The organism is Micromonospora sp. NPDC005686 (genome assembly GCF_042871665.1).
GTDB lineage: Bacteria > Actinomycetota > Actinomycetes > Mycobacteriales > Micromonosporaceae > Micromonospora.
The window spans coordinates 28,892-49,922 of sequence record NZ_JBIAIY010000009.1 but is presented as its reverse complement, the minus strand read 5'-3'; the positions used below and the strand labels follow the sequence as shown (position 1 = coordinate 49,922).

Genomic DNA, 21,031 nt, shown 5'->3' with positions numbered 1-21,031 from the left:
ATCCGGCGGTTGAGCATCGGAACCGTGGAGAGCGCGAGGCCGACGGCGCCCGTCCGGCGCCGGCTCCCGGGCTGGCCGGCGTGGACCTGCTGGTGGCCGAGGTCGGGCGGGTCGTGCTCGACGCGGTGGCGGCGGGCACGTGGCCGAGGCTGAAGGCGTGCGCCGCGCACGGCTGCCGCTGGGTCTACTACGACCACAGCCCGGGCGGCCGGAGCCGCTGGTGCACCATGGGGATCTGTGGCGCGCGGGCCAAGATGCGCGCCTACCGGGAGCGCAGACGGCCTGGCTGACCGGGATCCGTGGCCGCCGCGACTAAAGTTGCCGCCGACCGGGTTCGACGAGGGGCGGGGATGATCATGCGGGACACCGACCGGGCGCTCGTGCAGGCCGCCACCGCGGTCGCGAAGCTGCGCTGCCGCAGCGACAACCACACCGTCGCCGCCGCCGTACGCAGCACCGACGGCCGGGTGTTCAGCGGCGTGAACGTCTACCACTTCACCGGCGGCCCGTGTGCCGAGGTGGTGGCCCTCGGCGCCGCCGCGACCCAGGGCGCGGGCGAGCTGGAGGCGATCGTCGCGGTGGGGGACCGGGGGCGGGGCGTCATTCCGCCGTGCGGGCGCTGCCGTCAGGTGCTGCTCGACTACTTCCCGTCGATCAAGGTGATCGTCGGCCCGTCCGACGGGCTGCGCGTCATCCCGATCGCCGACCTGCTGCCCGAGACGTACGTCTGGTCCGACCACCAGGTCGAGGTGCCGGTAACCGCCCGCGCCGGGGTGTGGCCGACGCCTGTGGTGCCGGGCAGCCGGCAGGCCACGGAGGACTGACCCACGACCGACAGCACCGCGCCCTGCTCCACCAGCCCGGCCTGGTGCGCCAGGTGGGCGTCCTGGATCCGGTCGAGGGCGTCCTGCGGCAGCTCGGGCGCGTCGTCCGGGCGGACCAGGAGCACCACCGTGTGCCTGTCGAATCGCAAGCCCTCAGGCTAGGGGCTGCCGGGCGCACAGTGCCCGGATCGACCAGTCCAGCACCGGCGCCAGGCTCTCGGCCGGTGGCCAGCCGTTCACCACGCAGAGCAGTTCCAGGTACCGCTCCCGGCGGGGATCGCACGCGGTCCGCAACCGGTCCAGCATCCTAAGGCGCAGGGCGGCGTCGTCCGGCAGGCCGCAGAGCCGCGCGTACCGGCTCGCCGCCCGGGCCAGGATCGGGTCGGCCAGGGGCGAGGCCGGTTCGACGCCGTCGGCCAGTGCCGGGGCCACCTCCTCCCGGACCACGGCGACCACGTCCCGGCGTACGCCCTCGGCGCCGGCCCGGTCGGCCGCGTGCTGCTCGGCCAGCCGGCGCAGCCCGGCCCGGAAGGAAGGGTCCAGGGCCAGCTCGGCCAGCTCCACCCACGCCTCGATCTGGCCGTCGTCCGGATCGTCCGGCAGCTCGGGCGTGAGCGACCGGCGGATGCCCGCGAACGCCGGCTCGGTCAGGCCCTCGAACGCCGCGTCCAGGAACTCGTCGACCAGCCGCCGTCGCTCCCGTGCGGCCAGTCCGGCCAGCCGGTGCAGCAGGTCGGCCTCGGACGGCGTGGCCCTGCGCCGGGCGATCACGGTCAGCACCGCGCGGCGCGTCCGCAGCAGGCGGATCTGCGCGGTCAGCGCGTCGGCGTGCGCCGAGGCGACCTCGGGCAGGGTGACCTCGCGCGTCACCACCCGGTGCACGGTGGGCAGGTCCACACCCAGCTCGCGCAGCGTCCGTACCAGGTCCAGCCGGGCCACCGCCGCCGCGTCGTAGCGCCGTTGGCCGGCCGGCCCGCGGTCCGTGGGCGGCACGACGCCGCGGTCGGACCAGAACCGGATGGTCTTCACCGGCAGCCCGGTCCGCCGGGCCAGGTCACCGATCGAATAGCGCTCCGCACCGTCCATGTGGACCACCATCGCGCCTCCCCCCGGTGGAGGCGCAACCCCATCGACAGTGCCCGCTCAGGTGCGCCTTACCTGGTCAGCTAAGGTAAGGCGCACCTAAGCGGAAGGCGAATACCTCTCGTGACCACCGTCGCCGCCCGGCCCGCGCGGGCCGGGACTCCCGTCCGCCGCGGCACCGTCCGCCGCGTCGCGGTCACCGTGGCGGCGGCCCTCCTGCTCCTGCTGGCGCTGCTCGCCAGCCTGGCGCTCGGCAGCCGGCACATCCCCGTCGACCAGGTATGGCACGCGCTGGTGTCCCCGGACAGCGGCGACGCGACCGTCGTGGTCCGGGAACTGCGGCTGCCGCGTACCGTCCTCGGGCTCGTCGTCGGCGTCGCGCTGGCGCTGGCCGGCGTGCTGTTCCAGGCGGTCACCCGCAACCCGCTGGCCGAGCCGCGCATCCTCGGCATCAGCGCCGGAGCGTCGTTCGGCGTGGTGCTGGCCATCGCCGTGTTCGAGGTGGGCACGCTCGCCGGGTACGTCTGGTTCGGCGTCGCCGGCGCGCTGCTCACCGGCCTGCTCGTGTTCGCCGTCGCCAACCGCGCCCGCGAGGGCGCCAGCCCGGTCACCCTCGCGCTGGTCGGCGCCGCGCTCGACGCCGGTCTCGGTGCCATGGTGTACGCGCTGCTCAGCATCGACGCCCGCACGTTCGAGGAGTACCGCTTCTGGGTGGTCGGCGGGCTGACCGGCCGGGACGTCGGCGTCGCCGGGCAGGTGCTGCCGTTCGTGGTGGCCGGGATGCTGCTGGCCGCGCTCGCCGCCCGCGGCCTGGACGCGCTCGCGCTCGGCGACGACGTGGCCCGAGGACTCGGCCACCGGGTCGCCCTGGTCCGGCTCGCCGCCGGGGCCGGTGGCGTGCTGCTCACCGGCGCGGCGGTGGCCGCCGCCGGGCCCATCGCGTTCGTCGGGCTGGCAGTGCCGCACCTGGCCCGGGCGCTTGTCGGCGCGGACCAGCGGTGGACGCTCCTGGTCGCCGCGCTGCTCGGCCCCGCGCTGCTGCTCGCGGCCGACGTGGCCGGCCGTCTCGTCTCCCCGCCCGGCGAGATCCCCGCCGGCATCATCACGGCCCTGCTCGGCGCCCCGCTCCTGGCCTTCCTGGTCCACCGAGCCAAGACGGTGACGACATGACCACCCCCACCTCCGGCTCCCGCGATCTTGCAGTTGCCGCCCCGGCGGAAGGGGCATTCAGGGCGCCTTCGGGGCGGGAAGTGCAAGATCGACCAGGTGGCGGAGGGCCGCGCGGGCGTGGGGTGCTGCGGGTCGGGGCGGTGGTGGTGCCGTTCCGGTGGCGGCCCGTCGTGGTGGCAGTGGTGCTGTTCGTGCTGCTCTGCCTCGCGGTGGTGGTCAGCCTGTCCCTGGGGACGCCGTACGTCGCCCCGGGGGACGTGGTGCGGTCGCTCTCCGGCGCGGGCACCCCGTACGACCTCGTGGTGCGCGACCTGCGACTGCCTCGCGCGGTCCTCGCGGCGGTGGCCGGGGCGGCCTTCGGCGTGGCCGGCACGCTGATCCAGAGCGTCGCCCGCAACCCCCTCGCCAGCCCCGACGTCATCGGCGTCACCCAGGGTGCCGGGCTGGCCGCGACGATCGCGCTGACCAGCGGCGCGGCGGCGGTGCTCGTGGCGCCGGCGGCGCTGCTCGGCGGGCTGGCCGCCGCCGTGCTGGTGTTCGCGCTCGGCGCCCGGCACGGCCTGGCCGCCCAGCGGTTCGTGCTGGCCGGTGTGGCGGTGGCGTTCGCGTTCCGGGCGCTGATCGAGGTGGTCATGCTCACCGCCGACCCGATCGACGGGCTGCGCGCGCAGGTCTGGCTGATCGGCACGCTCGCCGGCCGGGGGTGGAGCGAGGCGGCCTGGATCGCCGGCACGCTCGCCGTGCTGCTGCCGGTGCTGCTCTGGGCCGGGTGGGCGCTGCGCAGCAGCGCGCTCGACGACGACACCGCGCGGGGGATCGGCCTGCGGCCGGTGGCCCGGCGTATGGGGCTGGCCGGCACCGGTGTGCTGGCCGCCGCCATGGTCACCGCCCAGGTCGGCGCCGTCGACTTCGTCGCCCTGGTGGCCCCGCAGGTGGCCCGCCGGCTGGTCCGCGCCGAGCGTCCGCCGCTGCTGTGCGCCGCGCTGCTGGGCGCGTTGCTGCTGGTCCTCGCCGACCTGGGCGCCCGGCGGCTGCTGGCGCCGACCCAACTGCCGGCCGGCGTGCTGACCGCCGCGATCGGCGGGCCGTACCTGATCTTCGTGCTGCTGCGCACCCGAGGGAGGCGGTCGTGACCGCGCTGCTGTCCACCCGCGACCTGGTCGTCGGCTACGAGGGCCGCACCGTGCTGGACGGACTGGACCTCGACCTGCCGGCCGACACGTTCACCGTGATCGTCGGCCCGAACGCCTGCGGCAAGTCGACGCTGCTGCGCACGATGGCCCGGCTGCTCACGCCCCGGCGCGGCGCGGTGCTGCTCGACGGCGCGGCGATCCGGGACCTGCCGACCCGGGACGTGGCCCGGCGGCTCGGCGTCCTGCCGCAGAGCCCGCTGGTGCCCGAGGGGATCACCGTGGCCGACCTGGTCGGGCGTGGACGCCAGCCCTACCAGCGCTGGTGGCGGCAGTGGTCGGCCGAGGACGGGCTGGCGGTCGACGAGGCCATGCGGCTGGCCGACGTCGGCGCGCTCGCCGATCGCGCGGTGGACACGCTCTCCGGCGGGCAGCGCCAGCGGGTGTGGATCGCCATGACGCTCGCCCAGGACACCGACGCGCTGCTGCTGGACGAGCCGACCACGTTCCTCGACCTGGCCCACCAGGTCGAGGTGCTGGACCTGCTGCACCGGCTGCGCGCCGAGCGGGGCCGGACCGTGGTGGCGGTGCTGCACGACCTCAACCAGGCCGCCCGGTACGCCGGTCACCTGATCGCCATGCGTGACGGCGCGGTGGTGGCCGCCGGCCCGCCGCGCGAGATCCTCACCGCGGACCTGGTCCGCGACGTGTTCGGGCTGGACTGCGTGGTCGTGCCCTGCCCGGTCAGCGGCGCCCCGCTCGTGGTGCCGGCCCTCACCCAGGCCGGTCCGAACCAGACCGACCCGAACCAGACCGGCCCCACCCAGACCTCGGCCGTTCCGGCCGCCACGCCGGCCACTGCCGGCGTCCCCGTCGGCGACGCCTGAGCGCGCCGACCCGCACCACCGAAAGGAACCTGATGCGTCGTCTCGCCGTCGCACTCACCGCCGCCCTCGCTCTCGGGGTCGGCCTCACCGCATGCGGGGAGAGCGACCCCGTCGCCGGCACCGGCACCGGGGAGACCCGGGAGATCACCCACGCCATGGGCACCACGAAGGTGCCCGCCGAGCCCAAGCGCGTGGTCGTGCTCGACACCGACAAGATCGACACCGCGCTGTCGCTGGGCGTCACCCCGGTCGGCGCGGCGACCGCCGGTGAGGCGAAGAGCTGGCCCACCTACTTCGGCGCGGACAAGCTCGCCGGCATCACCGAGGTCGGCGTGCTCACCGAGCCGGACCTGGAGGCGATCAACGCGCTCAACCCGGACCTGATCCTGGGCAGCAAGTTCCGGCAGGAGAAGTTCTACGACGAGCTGTCCAAGATCGCCCCGACCGTGTTCACCGAGAAGGTGGGCGTCACCTGGAAGGAGAACTTCCTCCTCGACGGTGCGGCGCTGGGCAAGGAGCAGCAGGCCAAGGACCTGCTGGCCGAGTACGAGAAGCGGGCGAAGGACTTCGGCGCGAAGCTCGGCGACGCCGCGTCCCGCAAGGTCTCCATCGTGCGCTTCATGCCGACCGAGATCCGCCTGTACGGGCCGGACTCGTTCTCCGGCATCGTCGTTGGCGACACCGGTCTGGGCCGCCCCGAGCGGCAACTGCTCGACGGCAAGGAGGACAAGCGGATGGACCGGGTCAGCCCGGAACGCATCGCCGAGGCCGACGGCGATGTGGTGTTCGTGACCGCGTACGGCGAGAAGGCCGCCGCCGAGCAGGCGAAGGTCACCGGCGGCACGCTGTGGAAGGGCCTGTCCGCGGTCAAGGCCGGCAGGGCGCACGTGGTCTCCGACGAGATCTGGATGACCGGCATCGGCGTGGGCGCCGCCAACAAGATCCTGGACGACCTGGAGAAGTACCTGGCCGCCTGAGCCCTCACCACCCGCGCCCGTCCAGCCGCACCCGGCCGGACGGGCGCGGGTGTGTTCAGGCTGCCAGTTGCCAGAGCAGGAACGCGTTGAGCGCCACCACGAACCCGGTGATCGCCACCGCCGCGGCGGTGGTGGCCCGCCGGTTGACCAGGCTGCCCATCAGGTCCCGGCGGCGGGTGAACAGCACCACCGGGATCAGCGCGAACGGGATGCCGAAGCTCAGCACCACCTGGGACAGCACCAGCGCGCGGGTCGGGTCGACACCGATCGCGAGCACCACCAGCGCGGGCAGCAGGGTGATCATCCGGCGAACCAGCAGCGGGATCCGGCGGCGCAGGAAGCCCTGCATGATGATCTCGCCGGCGTACGTGCCGACGCTCGTGGAGGCCAGGCCGGACAGGAGCAGGGCGACCGCGAAGCCGACCGCCGCGGCCGTGCCGAGCGTGGCGGCGAGCCCGGCGTGCACGCCGTCGAGCGTGTCGGTGTCGGGGATCGAGGTGCCGTGGAAGCTGCTCGCCGCCACCAGCAGCATGGCCAGGTTGACCGCCCCGGCGATACCCAGCGCGATCAGCACGTCGACCCGCAGGCCCTTGGCGATCACCCGCCGCTGCGCCTCGCCCTCGGCCGGCAGGCGGTTCGGGATCAGCGCCGAGTGCACGTAGATGACGTGCGGCATCACCGTCGCGCCGAGGATGCCGGCGGCGAGCAGCATGCTGTCGGTGCCCTGCATCCGGGGCAGCAGCCCGGCCGCGGCGGCGGAGGCGTCCGGCTGCGCGCTGACCAGGTTCACCGCGAACGCCAGCACGATCACGCCGAGCAGCACCGCGATGGCGATCTCGAACGTGCGGAAGCCCCTGGCGCGCAGCGCCAGGATCGCGAACGAGGCGGCGCCGACGATCAGGCCGCCGGGCAACAGCGGTACGCCGAACAGCAGGTACAGCGCGACCGCCCCGCCGATCACCTCGGCCAGGTCGGTGGCCATGGCGACCAGTTCGGCCTGCGCCCACATGACCCGGTTGAGCGGCCGGGGCAGGTGCTCCCGGCACAGTTCGGGCAGGCTGCGCCCGGTGGCCAGGCCGAGCTTGGCGGTGAGCGTCTGCACCAGCATGGCGGCCAGGTTCGCCGCCACCACCACCCAGACCAGCAGGTATCCGTACCGGGCCCCGGCCGTGGAGTTGGTGGCGAAGTTGCCGGGGTCGACGTAGGCGACCGCCGCCACGAACGCGGGCCCGAGCAGGATGAGCCGGCCACGTACCGGGCGCGGGGTGCGGGCGGTCCGTAGCGGGGGTACGACGGGCGAGTCGTTTGTTACCACTGCTGCTCCTCGACGGACGACGGGCGGCGGGACGAGACGACGATCGGCGGGGGCGAGGCGGAGTCAGGCGGGTTCGTGCCGGGCCGTCGCCGGGTTGCGCTCCAGCGCGTCCGCGAACGGGACCAGCGCGACGAGGTCATGGAGGCCACAGCCATGCCGGGTTGTTCCCGACTATTACTCATATATGCCACTAACCTGATCCCGGAGGGGAAAGCGCACATGAGGGACGGTGCCGCCCGGCTCGCGATGATTGCCGGCAGCACGCCGAACGGCCGTCCCGGGTGCGGGACGGCCGTTCGGTCGGGCGGCGGTGAGCCGGATCGGATCGGTCGGTCAGGCGGCGGTGGACCAGATGGCCCGGAAGGCGGCGGCCTCACCGGCCAGCCACTGCTCGATCTGCTCCGGCTTGACGTCGGCGGGCATCCGGTGCGCCTCGCCGCGCCGCACGTCGACAAGCACCGGCTCGGCGTGCGGCAGCACCGCGTCCATGTGCCGGGTCATCAGGTGCAGCGTGGCCAGGGTCGCCTCCTCGCTCGGCGGCGCCTCGTCGAAGTGCAGTCGGATGGCCTCGGCCCGGCCGTCGGCGTACCGGACGCCGAACTGCGGGTTGATCTTCACGGGCAGGTCGCCCAGCATGGCCAGCGCGTCGCGGGTCTGGGCCAGGTCGACGCCGGCCGGCTCGCCGAGCGAGTGCAGCCAGCGGGTCGCGCCCGGCACCAGCGCCTCGTAGAGCGGGCGCCAGCGCGGCTTGACCAGGTCGGCGACCTGCGCGAGGTGGGTGCCGCCGGTGTGGAACGCGACGTCGGCCTTGAGCGCCTTGACGAACTGGCCGTGCGGGTTGAAGCCGTGCCGGCTGGCCCGCTGCCGGCGCAGCCCGCCGACGAAGGTGGCTTTCGTGGGTCCGGTGCGGTCGACGTACCGGGTGAAGCCGAGGAGGGTGGCGTAGGGGGTGACAGGGGCGGAGGTGGGCGCGGTCACTGGCGTCCTCCCAGGTCAACGACTGGATTAGTACATACATTCTAATCGACGGGTCTGACATCGCCCAGGGCTTCGGCGGACGTTCTTGTCCGGTCCACTTGAAGCTGGCACCGTCCACGGTTGGTGGCACCAGTGGTGGCACCGTCCGGATTGTGTTGGCACTGGTCTCCGGTCTCCGACATCTGGCGTCTGTCTCGCTGTAGCTGGTGACGGCCAGGGCGGTGTCAAAACCTCGAAGGTGGGTGCTCAGTTCACCGAAGTTGGCTTGGAAACTGGTAGCGTGCGCGGCTTCCGAGACCTACGCGTCCGCACCAGTTCACGAGGAGGAGCCGAACGATGACGGATGCCGGAACGCGGTTGGAAGGCGGCGGCACTTCTGGGTCACGGAGCAGGCGAGCGGACGACTGGTTGGCAGACATCCGGATCTCCTACGACACGGTCGCCGACAGCTACTCCGACTACACACGGGTGGCCTTGGCTGGGGAGCCCTATCTGCTCGCGGCCTTGGCGTTGTTCGCCGACCTGGTCCACGCCGCCGGCGGTGGCCCGGTGGCGGACGTGGGCTGCGGACCAGGCCATGTCACTGCCCACCTGCATAAGCTGGGCGTCGATGCCTTCGGCGTCGATTTGGCACCCGCGATGATCGACATCGCTCGGCGGGAGCACCCCGACCTGCGGTTCGAGGTGGGTTCGATGACGGACCTACAACTCGCTGACGCCTCGATCACTGCCCTGCTCGCCTTCTGGTCGTTGATCCACATCCCCGACGACGAGATCCCGGCGGTTCTTAGCCACTTTCGGCGGGTGCTGCGTCCCGATGGACCTCTGTTGCTCGGCTTTCACGTCGGAGATGAGTCACAGCTGAAGACGGAAGGCTACGGCGGTCATCCGATGAAGGTCTACGTGCACCGCCGTCAGCCGGACCGGATGGCGACCTGGCTGCGCGATGCCGGATTCACGGTCAAGGCCCAGATGCTGCTCGGCCTCGACGAGAGCCTTCCAGGAGCGGTCCTCTTTGCACACCGCCGGCCCTAGCATCCCGGCCAAGTCCACTGACCCAGGCATCAGTGGTGATCAAGCTCGACGAGGACGACGTCGCCGCGCTCGGCCACCCCGCTCAAGAAGGTGCCAACTAAACCTGGACGGAAACGCTTCCGCCGTCCGCACCTAGTTGGCACCGCTACTGCTCAAGCGCGACGATTAGTGCCACCTTCACGTGGACCGGACATTCTTTCTCGGCCTGCCCGCCGGTGGTCGGCCGGGCCGGTCGGCGCAGGACTCCGGCATCGACGCCGGCCGCTCCCTATACTCGCCGCATGGCGGCGTCACCTGCTGTCGTCGCAGACCTCGGCGACGAGCTGAGAGGGCTGGGCTGGGTCAGCGACCTGATGGTGGCGGGTTCACTTGCCACCGGCGACTACGTGCCGGGCGTCAGCGACCTCGACCTGGTCGCGCTCGTCGACGGACCGGTCGACGCCGGCCGGCGGGACGCCCTCGTCGCGATTCATCGTCGCCTCGACGGCGGCAGCGGCGAAGGACTCAAGCTCGGCTGCGTGTACGTCGAGGGCGCCACCGTTCCCGACCTCGGCCTGCGGCATCCGACCTGGACCCACGGCCGGCTCGTCCACCGCGTCCTCTCCCGGGTCACCAGAGCGGAGCTGGCCCGGCACGGATACGCGGTCCACGGGCGCTCGCCGGGTGACGTCTTCCCCGAGGTCTCCGCCGACGACATACGAGCGGCGGCCCGCGCCGAACTGACCGGCTACTGGGCCTGGGCCGCCCGACGTCCATGGCTGTGGCTGGACCCCACCGTCGCCGAGCTCGGTCTCACCTCGATGGCGCGGGGCCGGCACGCGCTCCGCGAGGGCGCGCTGCTCACCAAGACGCAGGCGATCAGCCAGGCGCACGCCCCCGCCTGGCTGATCGACCGGCTCGCTGCCAGACGGCGGGGCGAGGACGTCTCCCCGCCCCGGATACGGACGGCCTTCGTCGCCTGGCGCGACGCCCGCCGAACGGTCGCCCACGCACGGCGCGTCCGCTGAGCGGCGGGCCGCCTCAGCGCGCCGCCGCTACAACTGGCCGACGTCGGTGATCCGGACCACCGCCGCGCCGGTCTCGTCCGAGGCGGCGAGGTCGATCTCGGCGCTGATGCCCCAGTCGTGGTCGCCGTCCGGGTCGTCCAGGATCTGCCGTACGGTCCACGTGTCGCGGCCCTGCTCGATCATCAGCAGCGCCGGCCCGCGCGCGTCCGGCCCCACCCCGATCGCGTCGTACGTCTCGAAGTACGGCTCCAGCGCGTCGGCCCAGGCGTCGGCGTTCCAGCCGTCGCCGGCGTCCAGCTCGCCGAGCAGGTCCCAGCGGCGCAGCGCGGCCAGCTCGACGCGGCGGAACATCGCGTTGCGCACCAGCACCCGGAACGCCCGCGCGTTGCGGGTGACAGCAGGTGGCCGGTCGTCGAGGGAGGCGGCCACCTCGGCCACGTCCGACGGGTTGCGCAGCCGCTCCCACTCGTCGATCAGGCTGGAGTCGACCTGGCGGACCAGTTCGCCCAGCCACTCGATGAGGTCGACCAGCTCCTCGGTCTTGGCGTCCTCGGGGACGGTCTGTCGCAGCGTCTTGTACGCGTCGGCGAGGTAGCGCAGCACCAGCCCCTCGGACCGGGACAGCCCGTAGAACTGGACGTACTCGGTGAACGTCATGGCCCGCTCGTACATGTCCCGGACCACGGACTTGGGGGAGAGCTCGTGGTCGGCGACCCAGGGGTGGCCCTGCCGGTACATCTCGTACGCGGCCTCCAGCAGCTCGGCGAGGGGCTTGGGCCAGGTCACCTCGTCGAGCAGTTCGAGGCGGGCCTCGTACTCGATGCCCTCGGCCTTCATCGCGGCGACCGCCTCGCCGCGGGCCTTGAACTGCTGTGCGGACAGCACCTGGCGCGGGTTGTCCAGGATCGACTCGATCACGCTGAGCACGTCGAGCGCGTACGACGGGGACTCGCGGTCGAGCAGTTCGATGGTGGCCAGCGCCAGCGGTGACAGCGGCTGGTTGAGCGCGAAGTCGAGCTGGAGGTCGACGGTGAGCCGCACCCGGCGGCCGGTCTCGTCCGGCTCGGGCAGCTCCTCGACCACACCGCCGGCCCGCAGCGCCCGGTAGATGGCGATGGCCCGGCGGATGTGCCGGCGCTGGGCGGCCTGGTCCTCGTGGTTGTCGGTGAGCAGGTGCCGCATCGAGGCGAACGCGTCGCCGGGACGGCCGATCACGTTGAGCAGCATCGAGTGGCTGACCTGGAAGCTGGAGGTGAGCGGCTCCGGCTCGGCCTCGACCAGGCGCTGGAACGTCGGCTCGCCCCAGCCGATCGAGCCCTCCGGCGGCTTCTTCTTCACCACCTTGCGGCGCTTGCGCGGGTCGTCGCCGGCCTTCGCGAGGGCCTTCTCGTTCTCGATCACGTGCTCGGGGGCCTGCACCACGACCCGGCCGAGCGTGTCGAACCCGGCCCGCCCGGCCCGGCCGGCGATCTGGTGGAACTCGCGGGCCTTGAGCAGCCGGGTGCGGGTGCCGTCGTACTTGCTCAGGCCGGTGAACAGCACCGTACGGATCGGCACGTTGATGCCGACGCCGAGCGTGTCCGTACCGCAGATGACCTTGAGCAGGCCGGCCTGGGCGAGCGTCTCGACCAGGCGGCGGTACTTCGGGAGCATGCCCGCGTGGTGCACGCCGATGCCGTGCCGGACCAGCCGGGACAGCGTCTTGCCGAAGCCCGAGGTGAACCGGAAGTTGCCGATCGCCTGGGCGATCATGTCCTTCTCGGCGCGGGTGCAGACGTTCACGCTCATCAGCGCCTGGGCGCGTTCCAGCGCGGCGGCCTGGGTGAAGTGCACGACGTACACCGGGGCCTGCTTGGTCTCCAGGAGCTCCTCCAGGGTCTCGTGCATCGGCGTGGTCGCGTACGAGAAGAGGAGCGGGACCGGCCGCTCGGCCGAGCGGACGACGGCGGTCGGCCGCCCGGTGCGCCGGGCCAGGTCGTCGACGAAGCGGGTGGTGTCGCCGAGCGTGGCCGACATCAGCACGAACTGGGCCTGCGGCAGCTCGATCAGCGGCACCTGCCACGCCCAGCCGCGATCCGGCTCGGCGTAGAAGTGGAACTCGTCCATGACCACCTGGCCGACGTCGGCGCGGCGGCCCTCACGCAGCGCCAGGTTCGCCAGGATCTCCGCGGTGCAGCAGATGATCGGCGCGTCCGCGTTGACGCTGGCGTCGCCGGTGAGCATGCCGACGTTCTCCGCGCCGAAGACCTCGCAGAGCGCGAAGAACTTCTCCGAGACCAGCGCCTTGATCGGCGCGGTGTAGAAGGAGGTCCGGTCGTCGGCGAGCGCCGCGAAGTGCGCCGCGATCGCCACCAGGCTCTTGCCCGAGCCGGTGGGCGTATTCATGATCACGTTCGCGCCGGAGACGATCTCGATGACCGCCTCCTCCTGATGGGGATAGAGGTTCAGGCCGCGCTCGGACGCCCAGGAGGCGAACGCGTCGTAGAGGGTGTCGGGGTCGGCGGTCTTCGGCAGCGCGGCGGTGAGAGTCATGGCGCTCCCATCGTGCCTGGATCCCACCGCGCCGCGCCAACCGGGTTCAGCGCACCGGGTTCAGCGCCGCCGGTGGATCAGGTCGAAGACCTCCCGGCCGGCGGTCAGCGCGCGGCGTTCGAACTTCGTCACCGGCCGGTGCTCGGGCCGGGGCGCGTAGCCGCCGTGCACGTCGACCAGCTCCGGGTCGGCGGTGAGCGTCTCGCGCATCGCCTCGGCGTACTCGGCCCAGTCCGTCGCGCAGTGCAACGTGCCGCCGGGCGCCAGCCGGGAGCGCAGCAGCGCCACGTGCGCCGGCTGGATGATCCGCCGCTTGTGGTGGCGGGTCTTCGGCCACGGGTCGGGGAAGTAGACGTGCACCGCGTCCAGGCAGCCCTCCGGCATGGCCCGGACCAGGTCCAGCGCGTCCCCCTCGGCCACCCGCACGTTGTCCAGGCCGTGCCGTTCGACCAGGTCGAGCAGGTTGGCGATTCCCGGCGTATGGACCTCGACCGCCAGATAGTGTCGGTCCCGGTCGGCCGCCGCCATGGCGGCGGTGGCGTCGCCCATGCCGGAGCCGATCTCCAGCACCAGCGGCGCCCGCCGTCCGAACAGCGCCGCCGGATCGCACGGCCCGTCGAGGGCGGCGATCCTGAGGCCGTACGCGGGCCAGAGCCGCTCAAGCGCGTCGCGCTGCCGGTCGCTCATCCGCCCGCGACGCGGATGGAAGGTGCGGATGCGGGCGGCGGGGAGGTCGGTGAGGGTCACAACGACCCGAGCCTACGTCACCCGGATCGGATGTGATGTGCGGCCGGGGGTGAGAGGATTCATCCCGTACGCCGGGAGGGGTCATGGGGTCGTTCAGGGTACGTGAGGCGCTGCTGGTCGCCCTCGCCGCGTGCGCCGCCCCGCTGGCCGGCGCGGCGTCCGCCCAGGCCGCGCCGCGCGCGGTCGAACCGGTGCCGGAGCAGCCCCCGGCCGACGTGATCTTCGTGGAGGTAACCCCGGGCACCGTCTCGCCCGGCTACCTCGTCGGCATCCGGGCGAGCTGCCGGGACAACTTCGTACCGGCGATCGCGACCTCGGACGCGTTCGGCAAGATCCAGGTGCAGCCGCAGCGCGGCCTGCTCACCGCCTCGCCGATGGTGCACGAGCGCACCCGGCCCGGCAACTACCGGGTCAAGCTGGAATGCCCGGGCGGGGAGACCGCGTCCACCATGCTCCAGGTGATCAAGCAGGGCCAGCCCACCCGGCAGCCGAACCGGCCGAGCCATCTGCCCAGCCGCGGCCCGGCGACCGGTTTCGGCGGCACTGCCGGCCCCGGGCTCGGTGGCCTGCTGGTGCCCGTCGGGCTGGCGGTGACGGTGGTCGGCGCCGGGCTCGGCGTGGCCGCGTCCCGCCGGCAGGCTCGCGGCGCCGCGGGACGCTGAGGCCGGCCATGGCCGAGCACTTCCTCCCGCCGCCCGCCGGATCCCGGCGCTCCGGCCGGCCGTTCCTCGCCCCACCGGCCGCCCCACCGAGTGACGCCACCCGCCCGTCCCGGGCCGGCCCACCGCCCGCCGCGCCGCGACCGTGGTACCCGCCGTCGGCCGATCCGCCGGCCCTGCGCCCACGGCCCGCCGGGCCGCCGCCGGCCGAGCCACCGGCGCCGCCGGGCAGGGGGGACCGGGGCCGGGGCTCCTGGTCGAAGCCGCTCGCAGTGGTGCTCGTGCTGGCCGGCGTGTTCGCCACCGGGGCCGGGCTCGGCCGCACGGCCGGGCCGTTCGACTTCGCCGACGCGTCCACCGGCTCAGGCGAATCGCGCGTCGCCGCACCCGCGGTGAGTGCCGCCGCCCCGGTCCGGAAGCCGGCGAGCCGGCCGGTACGCCTGGCGGTGCCGGCCATCAAGGTCAACGCGCCGGTCACCCCGGTCGGGCAGGCGAAGGACGGCTCGGTGGCGGTGCCGCCGCTGACCGAGCACGACCAGACCGGCTGGTACGACAGGGGAGCCGTGCCCGGCGACCCGGGCCGGGCGATCATCGTGGGCCACGTCGACACCAAGAGCGGCCCGGCCGTGTTCTACCGGCTGCGTTCGCTCAAGCCCGGCGCCCGGATTCAGGTGACCCGCGCGGACCGCAGCGTGGTGACCTTCACGGTGGACAGCGTCGAGTACTTCGACAAGGCGAACCTGCCCGCCGCGCGGGTCTACGGCGACTCGGGTCCGGCCGAACTGCGCCTGATCACCTGCGGCGGGGAGTGGGTGGGCGGCCGTACCGGCTACCAGGACAACGTGATCGTCTTCGCGTCCCTCACCCGCTGACCGCTCTCACCTGGCCGGCCCTTCCCGCCGCCAACTTCATGATCGACGCGGTGGGGTCAGGGCTTGGCGGGGACCTGCTGGACCACCTCGAACTCCAGCAGGGTGGCGCCGGTGGCGACGGGCTTGCGGGGTTCGCCGCCCTCGGCGTGCGCGGCCCGGGACGGGCCCTGCGCCCACGCCTGATACGCCTCCTCGCTCTCCCAGCGGGTGTAGACGAAGTAGCGGGTGTCCCCGGCGACCGGGCGCAGCAGCTCGAAGCCGAGGAATCCGGGGGAGTTCTCCACCGCGCCGGCCCGTGCCGCGAACCGCTTCTCCAGCTCCGTGCCGGCACCGGGCGGGACGTCGATTGCGTTGATTTTCACGACAGCCATGTGTCCACCCTAACCAGCGCCGGGCTCAGAACGTCTCGACGGCCGGCGCCAGGTCCGCGTCCACCACGATCGGGGCGTGGTCGGAGGGGCCCTTGCCCTTGCGGGCCTCCCGGTCCACGTACGCCGAGCGGACCGCGCGGGCGAACGACGCGCTGGCGTACACCAGGTCGATCCGCATGCCCTTGTTCTGGTGGAACATCCCGGCCCGGTAGTCCCAGTACGTGAACGGGTGCGGCCCCTTCATCGGCGTCGGCACCACGTCCTCCAGCCCCAGGTCGCGCAGCGCGGCCAGGGCGGCCCGCTCGGCCGGGGTGACGTGGGTGGAGGTGACGAACAGCGCCGGGTCCCACACGTCGGCGTCGGTGGGCGCGACGTTGAAGTCACCGCAGACGGCCACCGGCAGGGGACCGGCCACCTCCGGTTCCAGGGCGTCGCGCAGCGCCGCGAACCAGGCCAGCTTGTACGCGTAGTGCGGGTCGTCCGGCGTGCGGCCGTTCGGCACGTACACCGACCAGACCCGCAGCCCGTCGCAGGTGGCCGAGATGGCGCGGGCCTCGGGCTCGGGGAACCCGGGCTCGCCCGGGAAGCCGACGGTCACGTCGGCCAGCCCCACCCGGGACAGCACCGCGACGCCGTTCCACCGCCCGTCGCTGTGGCTGGCCACCTCGTAACCCAGCTCGCCCACCTCGGCGACCGGGAACGCCCCGTCCGGGCACTTGGTCTCCTGCAGGCACACGACGTCGGGCTTCGTGGTGGCCAGCCAGTCGAGCAGCCGGGGCAGGCGGGCCTTCACCGAGTTGACGTTCCAGGTCGCCAGACGCATGTCTCCACCCTGCCGCATCCCCGCCCGCCCCGCCCGGTCAGCGCTCCGGGTTGTCACCGGGGCGGGTCTGCTCGGCCAGGAACCGTTCCAGCTCGGCGCCGAGTTCGTCGGCGGTGGGCAGCGGCCCGGTCTCGCCGGCCAGCAGGTTCTTCTCGCCGCGCCCGCGGGCGAACGCGTCGTACTGCTCCTCCAGCGCCTGGACCAGCGTCGCCGCCTCCTCGGTCTGGGTGACCTGACGGTCGATCTCGACCCGGACCGCCTCGGCGGCGGTCCGCAGATCCTCGACCGGCAGCAGCAGTCCGGTGCTGCGGGACACCGCGGACAGCAGCGCCTCGGCGGCGGCCGGGTACTCGGCCTGGGCCACGTAGTGCGGCACGTGCGCGGCGAAGCCGAGGGCGTCGCGCCCCTGCTCGCCGAGGCGGAACTCCAGCAGGTGCCCGACTCCCGCCGGCACCTGCACCTTCTGCAGCCACGGCTCGTGCCCGGAGATCAGGTCCTTGCGGGTGGCGTGCGCGGTGACGCCGCTGGGCCGGGTGTGCGGCACCGCCATCGGGATCGAGTTGAGCCCGACGGTGAGCCGGACGTCGAGCCGGGCGCAGAGCCCGGCGACGGAGGCCACGAAACGCTCCCACTGCAGATCCGGCTCGGGGCCGGTGAGCAGCAGGAACGGGGTCTCGTCGTCGTCGTGCAGCAGGTGCAGCTCCAGCGCCGGGGCGTCGTAGGACTCCCAGTGGTCCTCGACGAACGTCATCACCGGGCGGCGGGAGCGGTAGTCGAAGACCTGGTCGACGTCGAAGCGGGCGATCACCCGGGCGTCGAGCGAGGTGAGTAGCTGTTCCCGGGCGAGCCGGGTGGCGTTGCCGGCGTCGACGAAGCCGGTGAGCGCCTGGATCAGCACCGGCTGGCCGAGCTCGGGCAGCTCGTCGGTGAGTTCGTAGAGCTCGTGTGGATCGAGCACCGGTGGTCCTCCTGTCGACGCGTACGGGGGAGCGCCGACCGTGCGGCCTCCCCGGTTCGGCCAACGTACCGGGGTGGGTGGTCCATTCCGTTACGGCCACGTCCGATGCCCGGATGATGATCACGATTCGGCTACGCCCCGGTCCGCCGACCCATATCCGGATCGTCCGAACGGACGAGTTAGTCGATCATCGGGTGGGACCGGGAGGTCTGCGACGTTCGTGCCCGGCCCGGTAGGCCCACCGTCGGCCGGGCGATTGGCCCGGTTGCCGAGGTTCGTCCCCTGCGGGCCGAGGCCGACGCGACCTGTCCGTTTCGCGTGGACCAGAATGTGGTGAGGGCCACTCTATAGGCCTGGGTGATCCCGGTTTGCCCTGTCTAGCCTCGTCGGATGCGTAACGACGGCAACCTCGACGACCCGTTCGGCTCCGGCCGCCCGGGTGACCGTTCGGACGATACCCCCTCCATCAACCGGTCGACGGTGCTCCGGCGGCTCTTCCCGCGTACCCGCTTCTGGGCGCCCACGAACCCCCGGCCCGGCCGGACGAAGCTCGCGGTCGCCACCGGCGCGGCCTGCTGCCTCGGCCTGGTCGGCGTCAGCCAGGCCGACTCCGGCGCTCCGGAGCGCGCCGCGAGCCCGGCGCCCTCGGCGGAGGTCGCCGAGCGCGCGGCGGTCGACCCGGCCTCCCGGGCCATGGCCCGTCCGAGCACCGCCCCCGCCACCCCCAGCGCCGGCCCGTCCGCGACGGCGAGCCCGAAGGCGACCGCCAAGCCCAAGCCGAAGAAGCCCGTCCGGCAGATCGTCCCGGTCGCCGGCCTCGACCGCACCCAGATGAACAACGCCAAGAAGATCGTGCAGGCCGGCCAGAAGATGGGCATGCCGCGCCGCGCCCTGGTCATCGCGGTGGCGACCGCCATGCAGGAGAGCACCCTGCTCAACTACGCCAGCGGCGTGCTGCCCGAGTCGCAGAGCTACCCGCACCAGGCGATCGGCTGGGACCACGACTCGGTCGGGCTGTTCCAGCAGCGTCCGAGCAGCGGCTGGGGCACCGTCGAGCAGCTCATGGACCCCGAGTACGCGACGAAGGCGTTCCTGTCCGCGCTGAAGGAGATCCCCGGCTGGCAGAACCTGCCGATCTCGGTGGCCGCGCAGGCGGTGCAGATCTCCGCGTTCCCGGACGCGTACGCCCAGCACGAGTGGCGGGCCGGCGAGGTGGTGGCCGAGATCCTGGGCTGACCCGGACGGGGTGGTTGCCGAAGGGGCGATTCGGGTATCAAGGGCTTGCCGGTCCCGCGTACACATGAAGGGGACCGCGGGACGGGAGGACCCTCATGTCGCTGATGCAACGGATCACCGCCTTCCTGCGGTCGCCGCGGGGCCAGCAGCTGGTCGACCGCGGCCGGCGCGAGATGTCCAAGCCGGAGAATCAGGCCCGGCTGCGGCAGATCGCGACCCGGCTGCAGTCGCGCCGGCGCTGACCCGCGTCGCCCTCGCCGTACGAGCCTCCGGAGCCCTTCGTGACCGACCCCGCCCCCGTCGACGGGGAGCCCAACGCCGCCCCCGTTCCGCCGTTGGAGGTGCCCGAGGCGCCACCGGCCAAGCTGTGGGACCGGATGCGGGCGGACCCGCAGTACGCGCCGGAGCACCTGGCCCTCGAAGCGGTACGCCGGCTCGGCCCGGAGGCCGCGCAGTGGGCCGCCCGGGAGCGGGCGCTGCGGCCCGACGTGCCACCGGAGCAGCTCGCCGACCAGGCGGTCCGCAAGTTCGTCAACCACGCCCGGCTCTCCGGCGCCGTGTCCGGCGCGGCCGGGCTGCCCGGCGCGGTGATCGACGTGGGCGTGCTGGCCTGGACCCAGGCCCGGCTGGTGCTGCACGTCGCGGCCGCCTACGGCGCCGACCCGACGGACCCCGAGCGGGCCACCGACCTGCTGGTGCTCCAGCGGGTGCACAAGGCCACCCAGGCCGCCCGCCTGGCGCTCGGCGTGGCCGCCGGCCGGGAACGGGCCGGCGCGCTGTTCGGCTCCGCCGGTGACCGGGCGCTGGGCCGGGTGATGCTCCAGCTCGGCGTCCGGCTGGCCCGGATGGCCGGCGTACGCGCCGCCAAGCGGATGTTCGCCAAGGTCGTGCCCGGCGCTGCGATCGTGCTCGGCACCTGGGCCAACTCGTCGGCGACGAAGGAGCTGGCCGACCGGACGCGCGCCCTCTACCGCACCGCCGGCCAGCAGCGGCTACCCGGTCCGCGCCAGCCCTGACCCGCCTCGCGTCGGCCGTCCACCCCGGGGCGGCCGACGCCGGCCGGTCAGCTCGCCCAGCCGGAGGCGTTCCAGGCCACCTCCGCCAGCCGGCCCTGCCCGGCCGCGTTCGGGTGGAACCAGTCGAGCGCGTTCACCTGGTCCAGGGCGATGCGGTGGCGGTGCACCGCGCCGCCGTCCCAGCGGCAGCGCGAACCGTACGCCCGGCAGGCGGCGCGCAGTTGCCCGTCGTACGCCTCGATCCGGTCCCGGACGCGGGCCCGGCGGGCCACCGCGGCGGGCGTGCTCGACGTGGCGTCGGCCAGCAGCGACGGGCAGACGCCCCGCGACCAGGCCCGCACGGCGCGGGGCTCGGTGTGGCCGATCTGCCAGAGCCGGTACAGGTCCGGGATGCTGACCACCAGCACCCGAGCCTTGGGGCGGCCCTCGCGCAGCACGCCCAGTGCCGCGTCGACCTGGTCGCGGAAGGTGGCGACGGGCGTCATGTCGTCGACGTCGCCCCGGCAGGCGTCGTTCGCCCCGATCAGCACGGTGACCAGGTCGGCCTTGTCGCGTACCGCCGACCGGGCCTGGCCGGTCAGCGCGGACGCGCGGGCGCCGGGCACGGCCCGGTTGTACGCCCGCAGCCCCGGCGCGTCGGCGCGCAGCCGCCGGTAGACGCTCTCCACCCGCAGGCCGTCCCCGGTCGACCAGGAGTTGCGTTCGCAGCTCACCAGCACCAGGCAGGAGCCGTAGCCGGTGGTGACCGAGTCGCCAAGCGCGGCCAGCACCCGGGGCTCGCCGGGGCGGGGCGTGCCGGAGGGCCGGGGGGACGCGTCGCCGGAGCCGTCACAGGCGAGCGCGACGAGCGCCGCCAGGCAGGCCAGCGCGGCGATCCAGCGTCTCATCGGTCCCCCGTCCGGCGGCGGCAACGGGCGCGTCGACCCTATGCCCCGGTGGGGTCCCGGCGGCGGTTCTGTCGGCTATCGGGCATCGACCACCGTCGTTCACATCTGTCGTGCCGGCGCGGGCCGGCCGTGCAGCCACCGGTGCAGCAACCGGGTGATCCGGGGCAGCACCAGGTAGGTCATCAGAGGGGTGAGCACGAGCGTCATCAGCAGCGTCCGGCCGGCCAGCGGCACGTCGGCCAGGAACCTCGTGGTCAGCAGCGTGGCGACCAGGCTGAGCGGGAAGAACGCCAGCCAGATCGTGACCGCCTGCTTCCAGCGCGGCGGCGCGGACGGCTCCGGCTCGCCGAACGTCTCGACCACGTGGTCCACCGGCGGGTCGAACCAGCCCTCGATGCCCCGGTGCGCCGCTCCACCCGGGTGTGCTGCCCGCCGGCCGCATCCGGCGACCGCCCGCCGGGTGTCCCGCATCACCGGTACGTCCCCGGGTCGTGCCGGTAGCTGCCGGTTAGCCCTGCCCGTGC

General features: G+C 73.4%; 22 protein-coding genes and 1 pseudogene. 13 read left to right on the top strand and 10 right to left on the bottom strand.

The annotated features are described in order from the left end of the window. The first annotated feature begins 80 nt into the window (after positions 1-80). Positions 81-290, top strand: a complete 210-nt coding sequence (locus tag ACFYON_RS20780; protein WP_354867247.1) for a CGNR zinc finger domain-containing protein — start codon at positions 81-83, stop codon at positions 288-290. Positions 291-356: 66 nt separating this feature from the next. Continuing rightward, the gene (locus tag ACFYON_RS20775; RefSeq protein WP_355097108.1) at positions 357-824 is read left to right on the top strand and encodes a cytidine deaminase; all 468 of its coding nucleotides are present in this window, start codon (positions 357-359) and stop codon (positions 822-824) included. Positions 825-977: 153 nt separating this feature from the next. Here ACFYON_RS20775 and ACFYON_RS20770 read toward each other — a convergent pair whose 3' ends face one another. Beyond that, on the bottom strand, positions 978-1,922 hold the full coding sequence (locus ACFYON_RS20770) for a MerR family transcriptional regulator (RefSeq protein WP_354867242.1): 945 nt from the start codon (positions 1,920-1,922) through the stop codon (positions 978-980). A gap of 108 nt (positions 1,923-2,030) precedes the next feature. On the opposite strand from ACFYON_RS20770, the gene ACFYON_RS20765 reads away from it, so the two are divergent. From ACFYON_RS20765 to ACFYON_RS20750, 4 genes are all read left to right on the top strand, one after another. Next, on the top strand, positions 2,031-3,077 hold the full coding sequence (locus tag ACFYON_RS20765; RefSeq protein WP_354867239.1) for an iron ABC transporter permease: 1,047 nt from the start codon (positions 2,031-2,033) through the stop codon (positions 3,075-3,077). A 122-nt stretch (positions 3,078-3,199) separates the two neighbouring features. Next, a complete protein-coding gene (locus ACFYON_RS20760; RefSeq protein WP_354867237.1) occupies positions 3,200-4,210 on the top strand; it encodes an iron ABC transporter permease in 1,011 nt (336 codons plus the stop codon). Next, entirely contained in the window at positions 4,207-5,094 is an 888-nt protein-coding gene (locus tag ACFYON_RS20755; RefSeq protein WP_357706913.1) for an ABC transporter ATP-binding protein, read from the top strand. The genes ACFYON_RS20760 and ACFYON_RS20755 overlap by 4 nt, the downstream gene beginning before the upstream one ends. A 32-nt stretch (positions 5,095-5,126) precedes the next feature. After that, a complete protein-coding gene (locus ACFYON_RS20750; protein ID WP_354867231.1) occupies positions 5,127-6,071 on the top strand; it encodes an iron-siderophore ABC transporter substrate-binding protein in 945 nt (314 codons plus the stop codon). A gap of 55 nt (positions 6,072-6,126) precedes the next feature. Here the strand turns inward: ACFYON_RS20750 and ACFYON_RS20745 are convergent, their stop codons facing one another. Both ACFYON_RS20745 and ACFYON_RS20740 read right to left on the bottom strand, forming a co-directional pair. Then, a complete protein-coding gene (locus ACFYON_RS20745) occupies positions 6,127-7,386 on the bottom strand; it encodes an Nramp family divalent metal transporter (RefSeq protein ID WP_354867228.1) in 1,260 nt (419 codons plus the stop codon). Between the two features lie 333 nt (positions 7,387-7,719). Beyond that, positions 7,720-8,364, bottom strand: a complete 645-nt coding sequence (locus ACFYON_RS20740) for a hypothetical protein (protein WP_354867225.1) — start codon at positions 8,362-8,364, stop codon at positions 7,720-7,722. A 336-nt stretch (positions 8,365-8,700) separates the two neighbouring features. Here ACFYON_RS20740 and ACFYON_RS20735 point away from each other — a divergent pair, with 336 nt between their 5' ends. Further along, positions 8,701-9,399, top strand: a complete 699-nt coding sequence (locus ACFYON_RS20735; RefSeq protein ID WP_355095598.1) for a class I SAM-dependent methyltransferase — start codon at positions 8,701-8,703, stop codon at positions 9,397-9,399. 281 nt (positions 9,400-9,680) lie between these two features. Then, positions 9,681-10,406 (top strand): nucleotidyltransferase domain-containing protein, encoded by a 726-nt coding sequence (locus ACFYON_RS20730; protein WP_354867220.1) that lies wholly within the window; start codon positions 9,681-9,683, stop codon positions 10,404-10,406. Between the two features lie 27 nt (positions 10,407-10,433). Here the strand turns inward: ACFYON_RS20730 and ACFYON_RS20725 are convergent, their stop codons facing one another. After that, positions 10,434-12,938, bottom strand: a complete 2,505-nt coding sequence (locus ACFYON_RS20725) for a DUF3516 domain-containing protein (RefSeq protein ID WP_357706907.1) — start codon at positions 12,936-12,938, stop codon at positions 10,434-10,436. Positions 12,939-12,998: 60 nt separating this feature from the next. Next, on the bottom strand, positions 12,999-13,685 hold the full coding sequence (trmB, locus tag ACFYON_RS20720) for a tRNA (guanosine(46)-N7)-methyltransferase TrmB (RefSeq protein WP_354867216.1): 687 nt from the start codon (positions 13,683-13,685) through the stop codon (positions 12,999-13,001). Positions 13,686-13,768: 83 nt separating this feature from the next. Here trmB and ACFYON_RS20715 point away from each other — a divergent pair, with 83 nt between their 5' ends. Further along, complete coding sequence (locus ACFYON_RS20715) at positions 13,769-14,347, top strand: hypothetical protein (RefSeq protein ID WP_354867214.1); 579 nt, start codon at positions 13,769-13,771, stop codon at positions 14,345-14,347. Between the two features lie 8 nt (positions 14,348-14,355). Next, on the top strand, positions 14,356-15,216 hold the full coding sequence (locus ACFYON_RS20710) for a class F sortase (RefSeq protein WP_387187843.1): 861 nt from the start codon (positions 14,356-14,358) through the stop codon (positions 15,214-15,216). A 56-nt stretch (positions 15,217-15,272) separates the two neighbouring features. On the opposite strand, the gene ACFYON_RS20705 is transcribed toward ACFYON_RS20710, so the two are convergent. Genes ACFYON_RS20705 through ACFYON_RS20695 form a run of 3 tightly spaced genes read right to left on the bottom strand, consistent with a single transcriptional unit; the run spans position 15,273 to position 17,368 of the window. Beyond that, on the bottom strand, positions 15,273-15,587 hold the full coding sequence (locus ACFYON_RS20705) for an antibiotic biosynthesis monooxygenase (protein WP_354867212.1): 315 nt from the start codon (positions 15,585-15,587) through the stop codon (positions 15,273-15,275). A gap of 25 nt (positions 15,588-15,612) precedes the next feature. Further along, a complete protein-coding gene (locus tag ACFYON_RS20700; protein ID WP_354867210.1) occupies positions 15,613-16,410 on the bottom strand; it encodes an exodeoxyribonuclease III in 798 nt (265 codons plus the stop codon). A gap of 37 nt (positions 16,411-16,447) precedes the next feature. Next, positions 16,448-17,368, bottom strand: a complete 921-nt coding sequence (locus ACFYON_RS20695; protein WP_354867207.1) for a PAC2 family protein — start codon at positions 17,366-17,368, stop codon at positions 16,448-16,450. Positions 17,369-17,758: 390 nt separating this feature from the next. Here ACFYON_RS20695 and ACFYON_RS20690 point away from each other — a divergent pair, with 390 nt between their 5' ends. From ACFYON_RS20690 to ACFYON_RS20680, 3 genes are all read left to right on the top strand, one after another. Continuing rightward, positions 17,759-18,604, top strand: coding sequence for a peptidase M23 (locus tag ACFYON_RS20690; protein WP_354867205.1), 846 nt, complete (start codon positions 17,759-17,761; stop codon positions 18,602-18,604). Between the two features lie 95 nt (positions 18,605-18,699). Continuing rightward, on the top strand, positions 18,700-18,846 hold the full coding sequence (locus ACFYON_RS20685; protein WP_166456378.1) for a hypothetical protein: 147 nt from the start codon (positions 18,700-18,702) through the stop codon (positions 18,844-18,846). 39 nt (positions 18,847-18,885) lie between these two features. After that, the gene (locus ACFYON_RS20680) at positions 18,886-19,620 is read left to right on the top strand and encodes an EcsC family protein (protein ID WP_354867202.1); all 735 of its coding nucleotides are present in this window, start codon (positions 18,886-18,888) and stop codon (positions 19,618-19,620) included. Positions 19,621-19,667: 47 nt separating this feature from the next. On the opposite strand, the gene ACFYON_RS20675 is transcribed toward ACFYON_RS20680, so the two are convergent. Further along, a complete protein-coding gene (locus ACFYON_RS20675; RefSeq protein WP_354867200.1) occupies positions 19,668-20,507 on the bottom strand; it encodes a GDSL-type esterase/lipase family protein in 840 nt (279 codons plus the stop codon). Positions 20,508-20,606: 99 nt separating this feature from the next. Then, positions 20,607-20,935: pseudogene (locus tag ACFYON_RS20670) on the bottom strand (antibiotic biosynthesis monooxygenase); the annotation flags it as partial. Positions 20,936-21,031 lie beyond the last annotated feature (96 nt).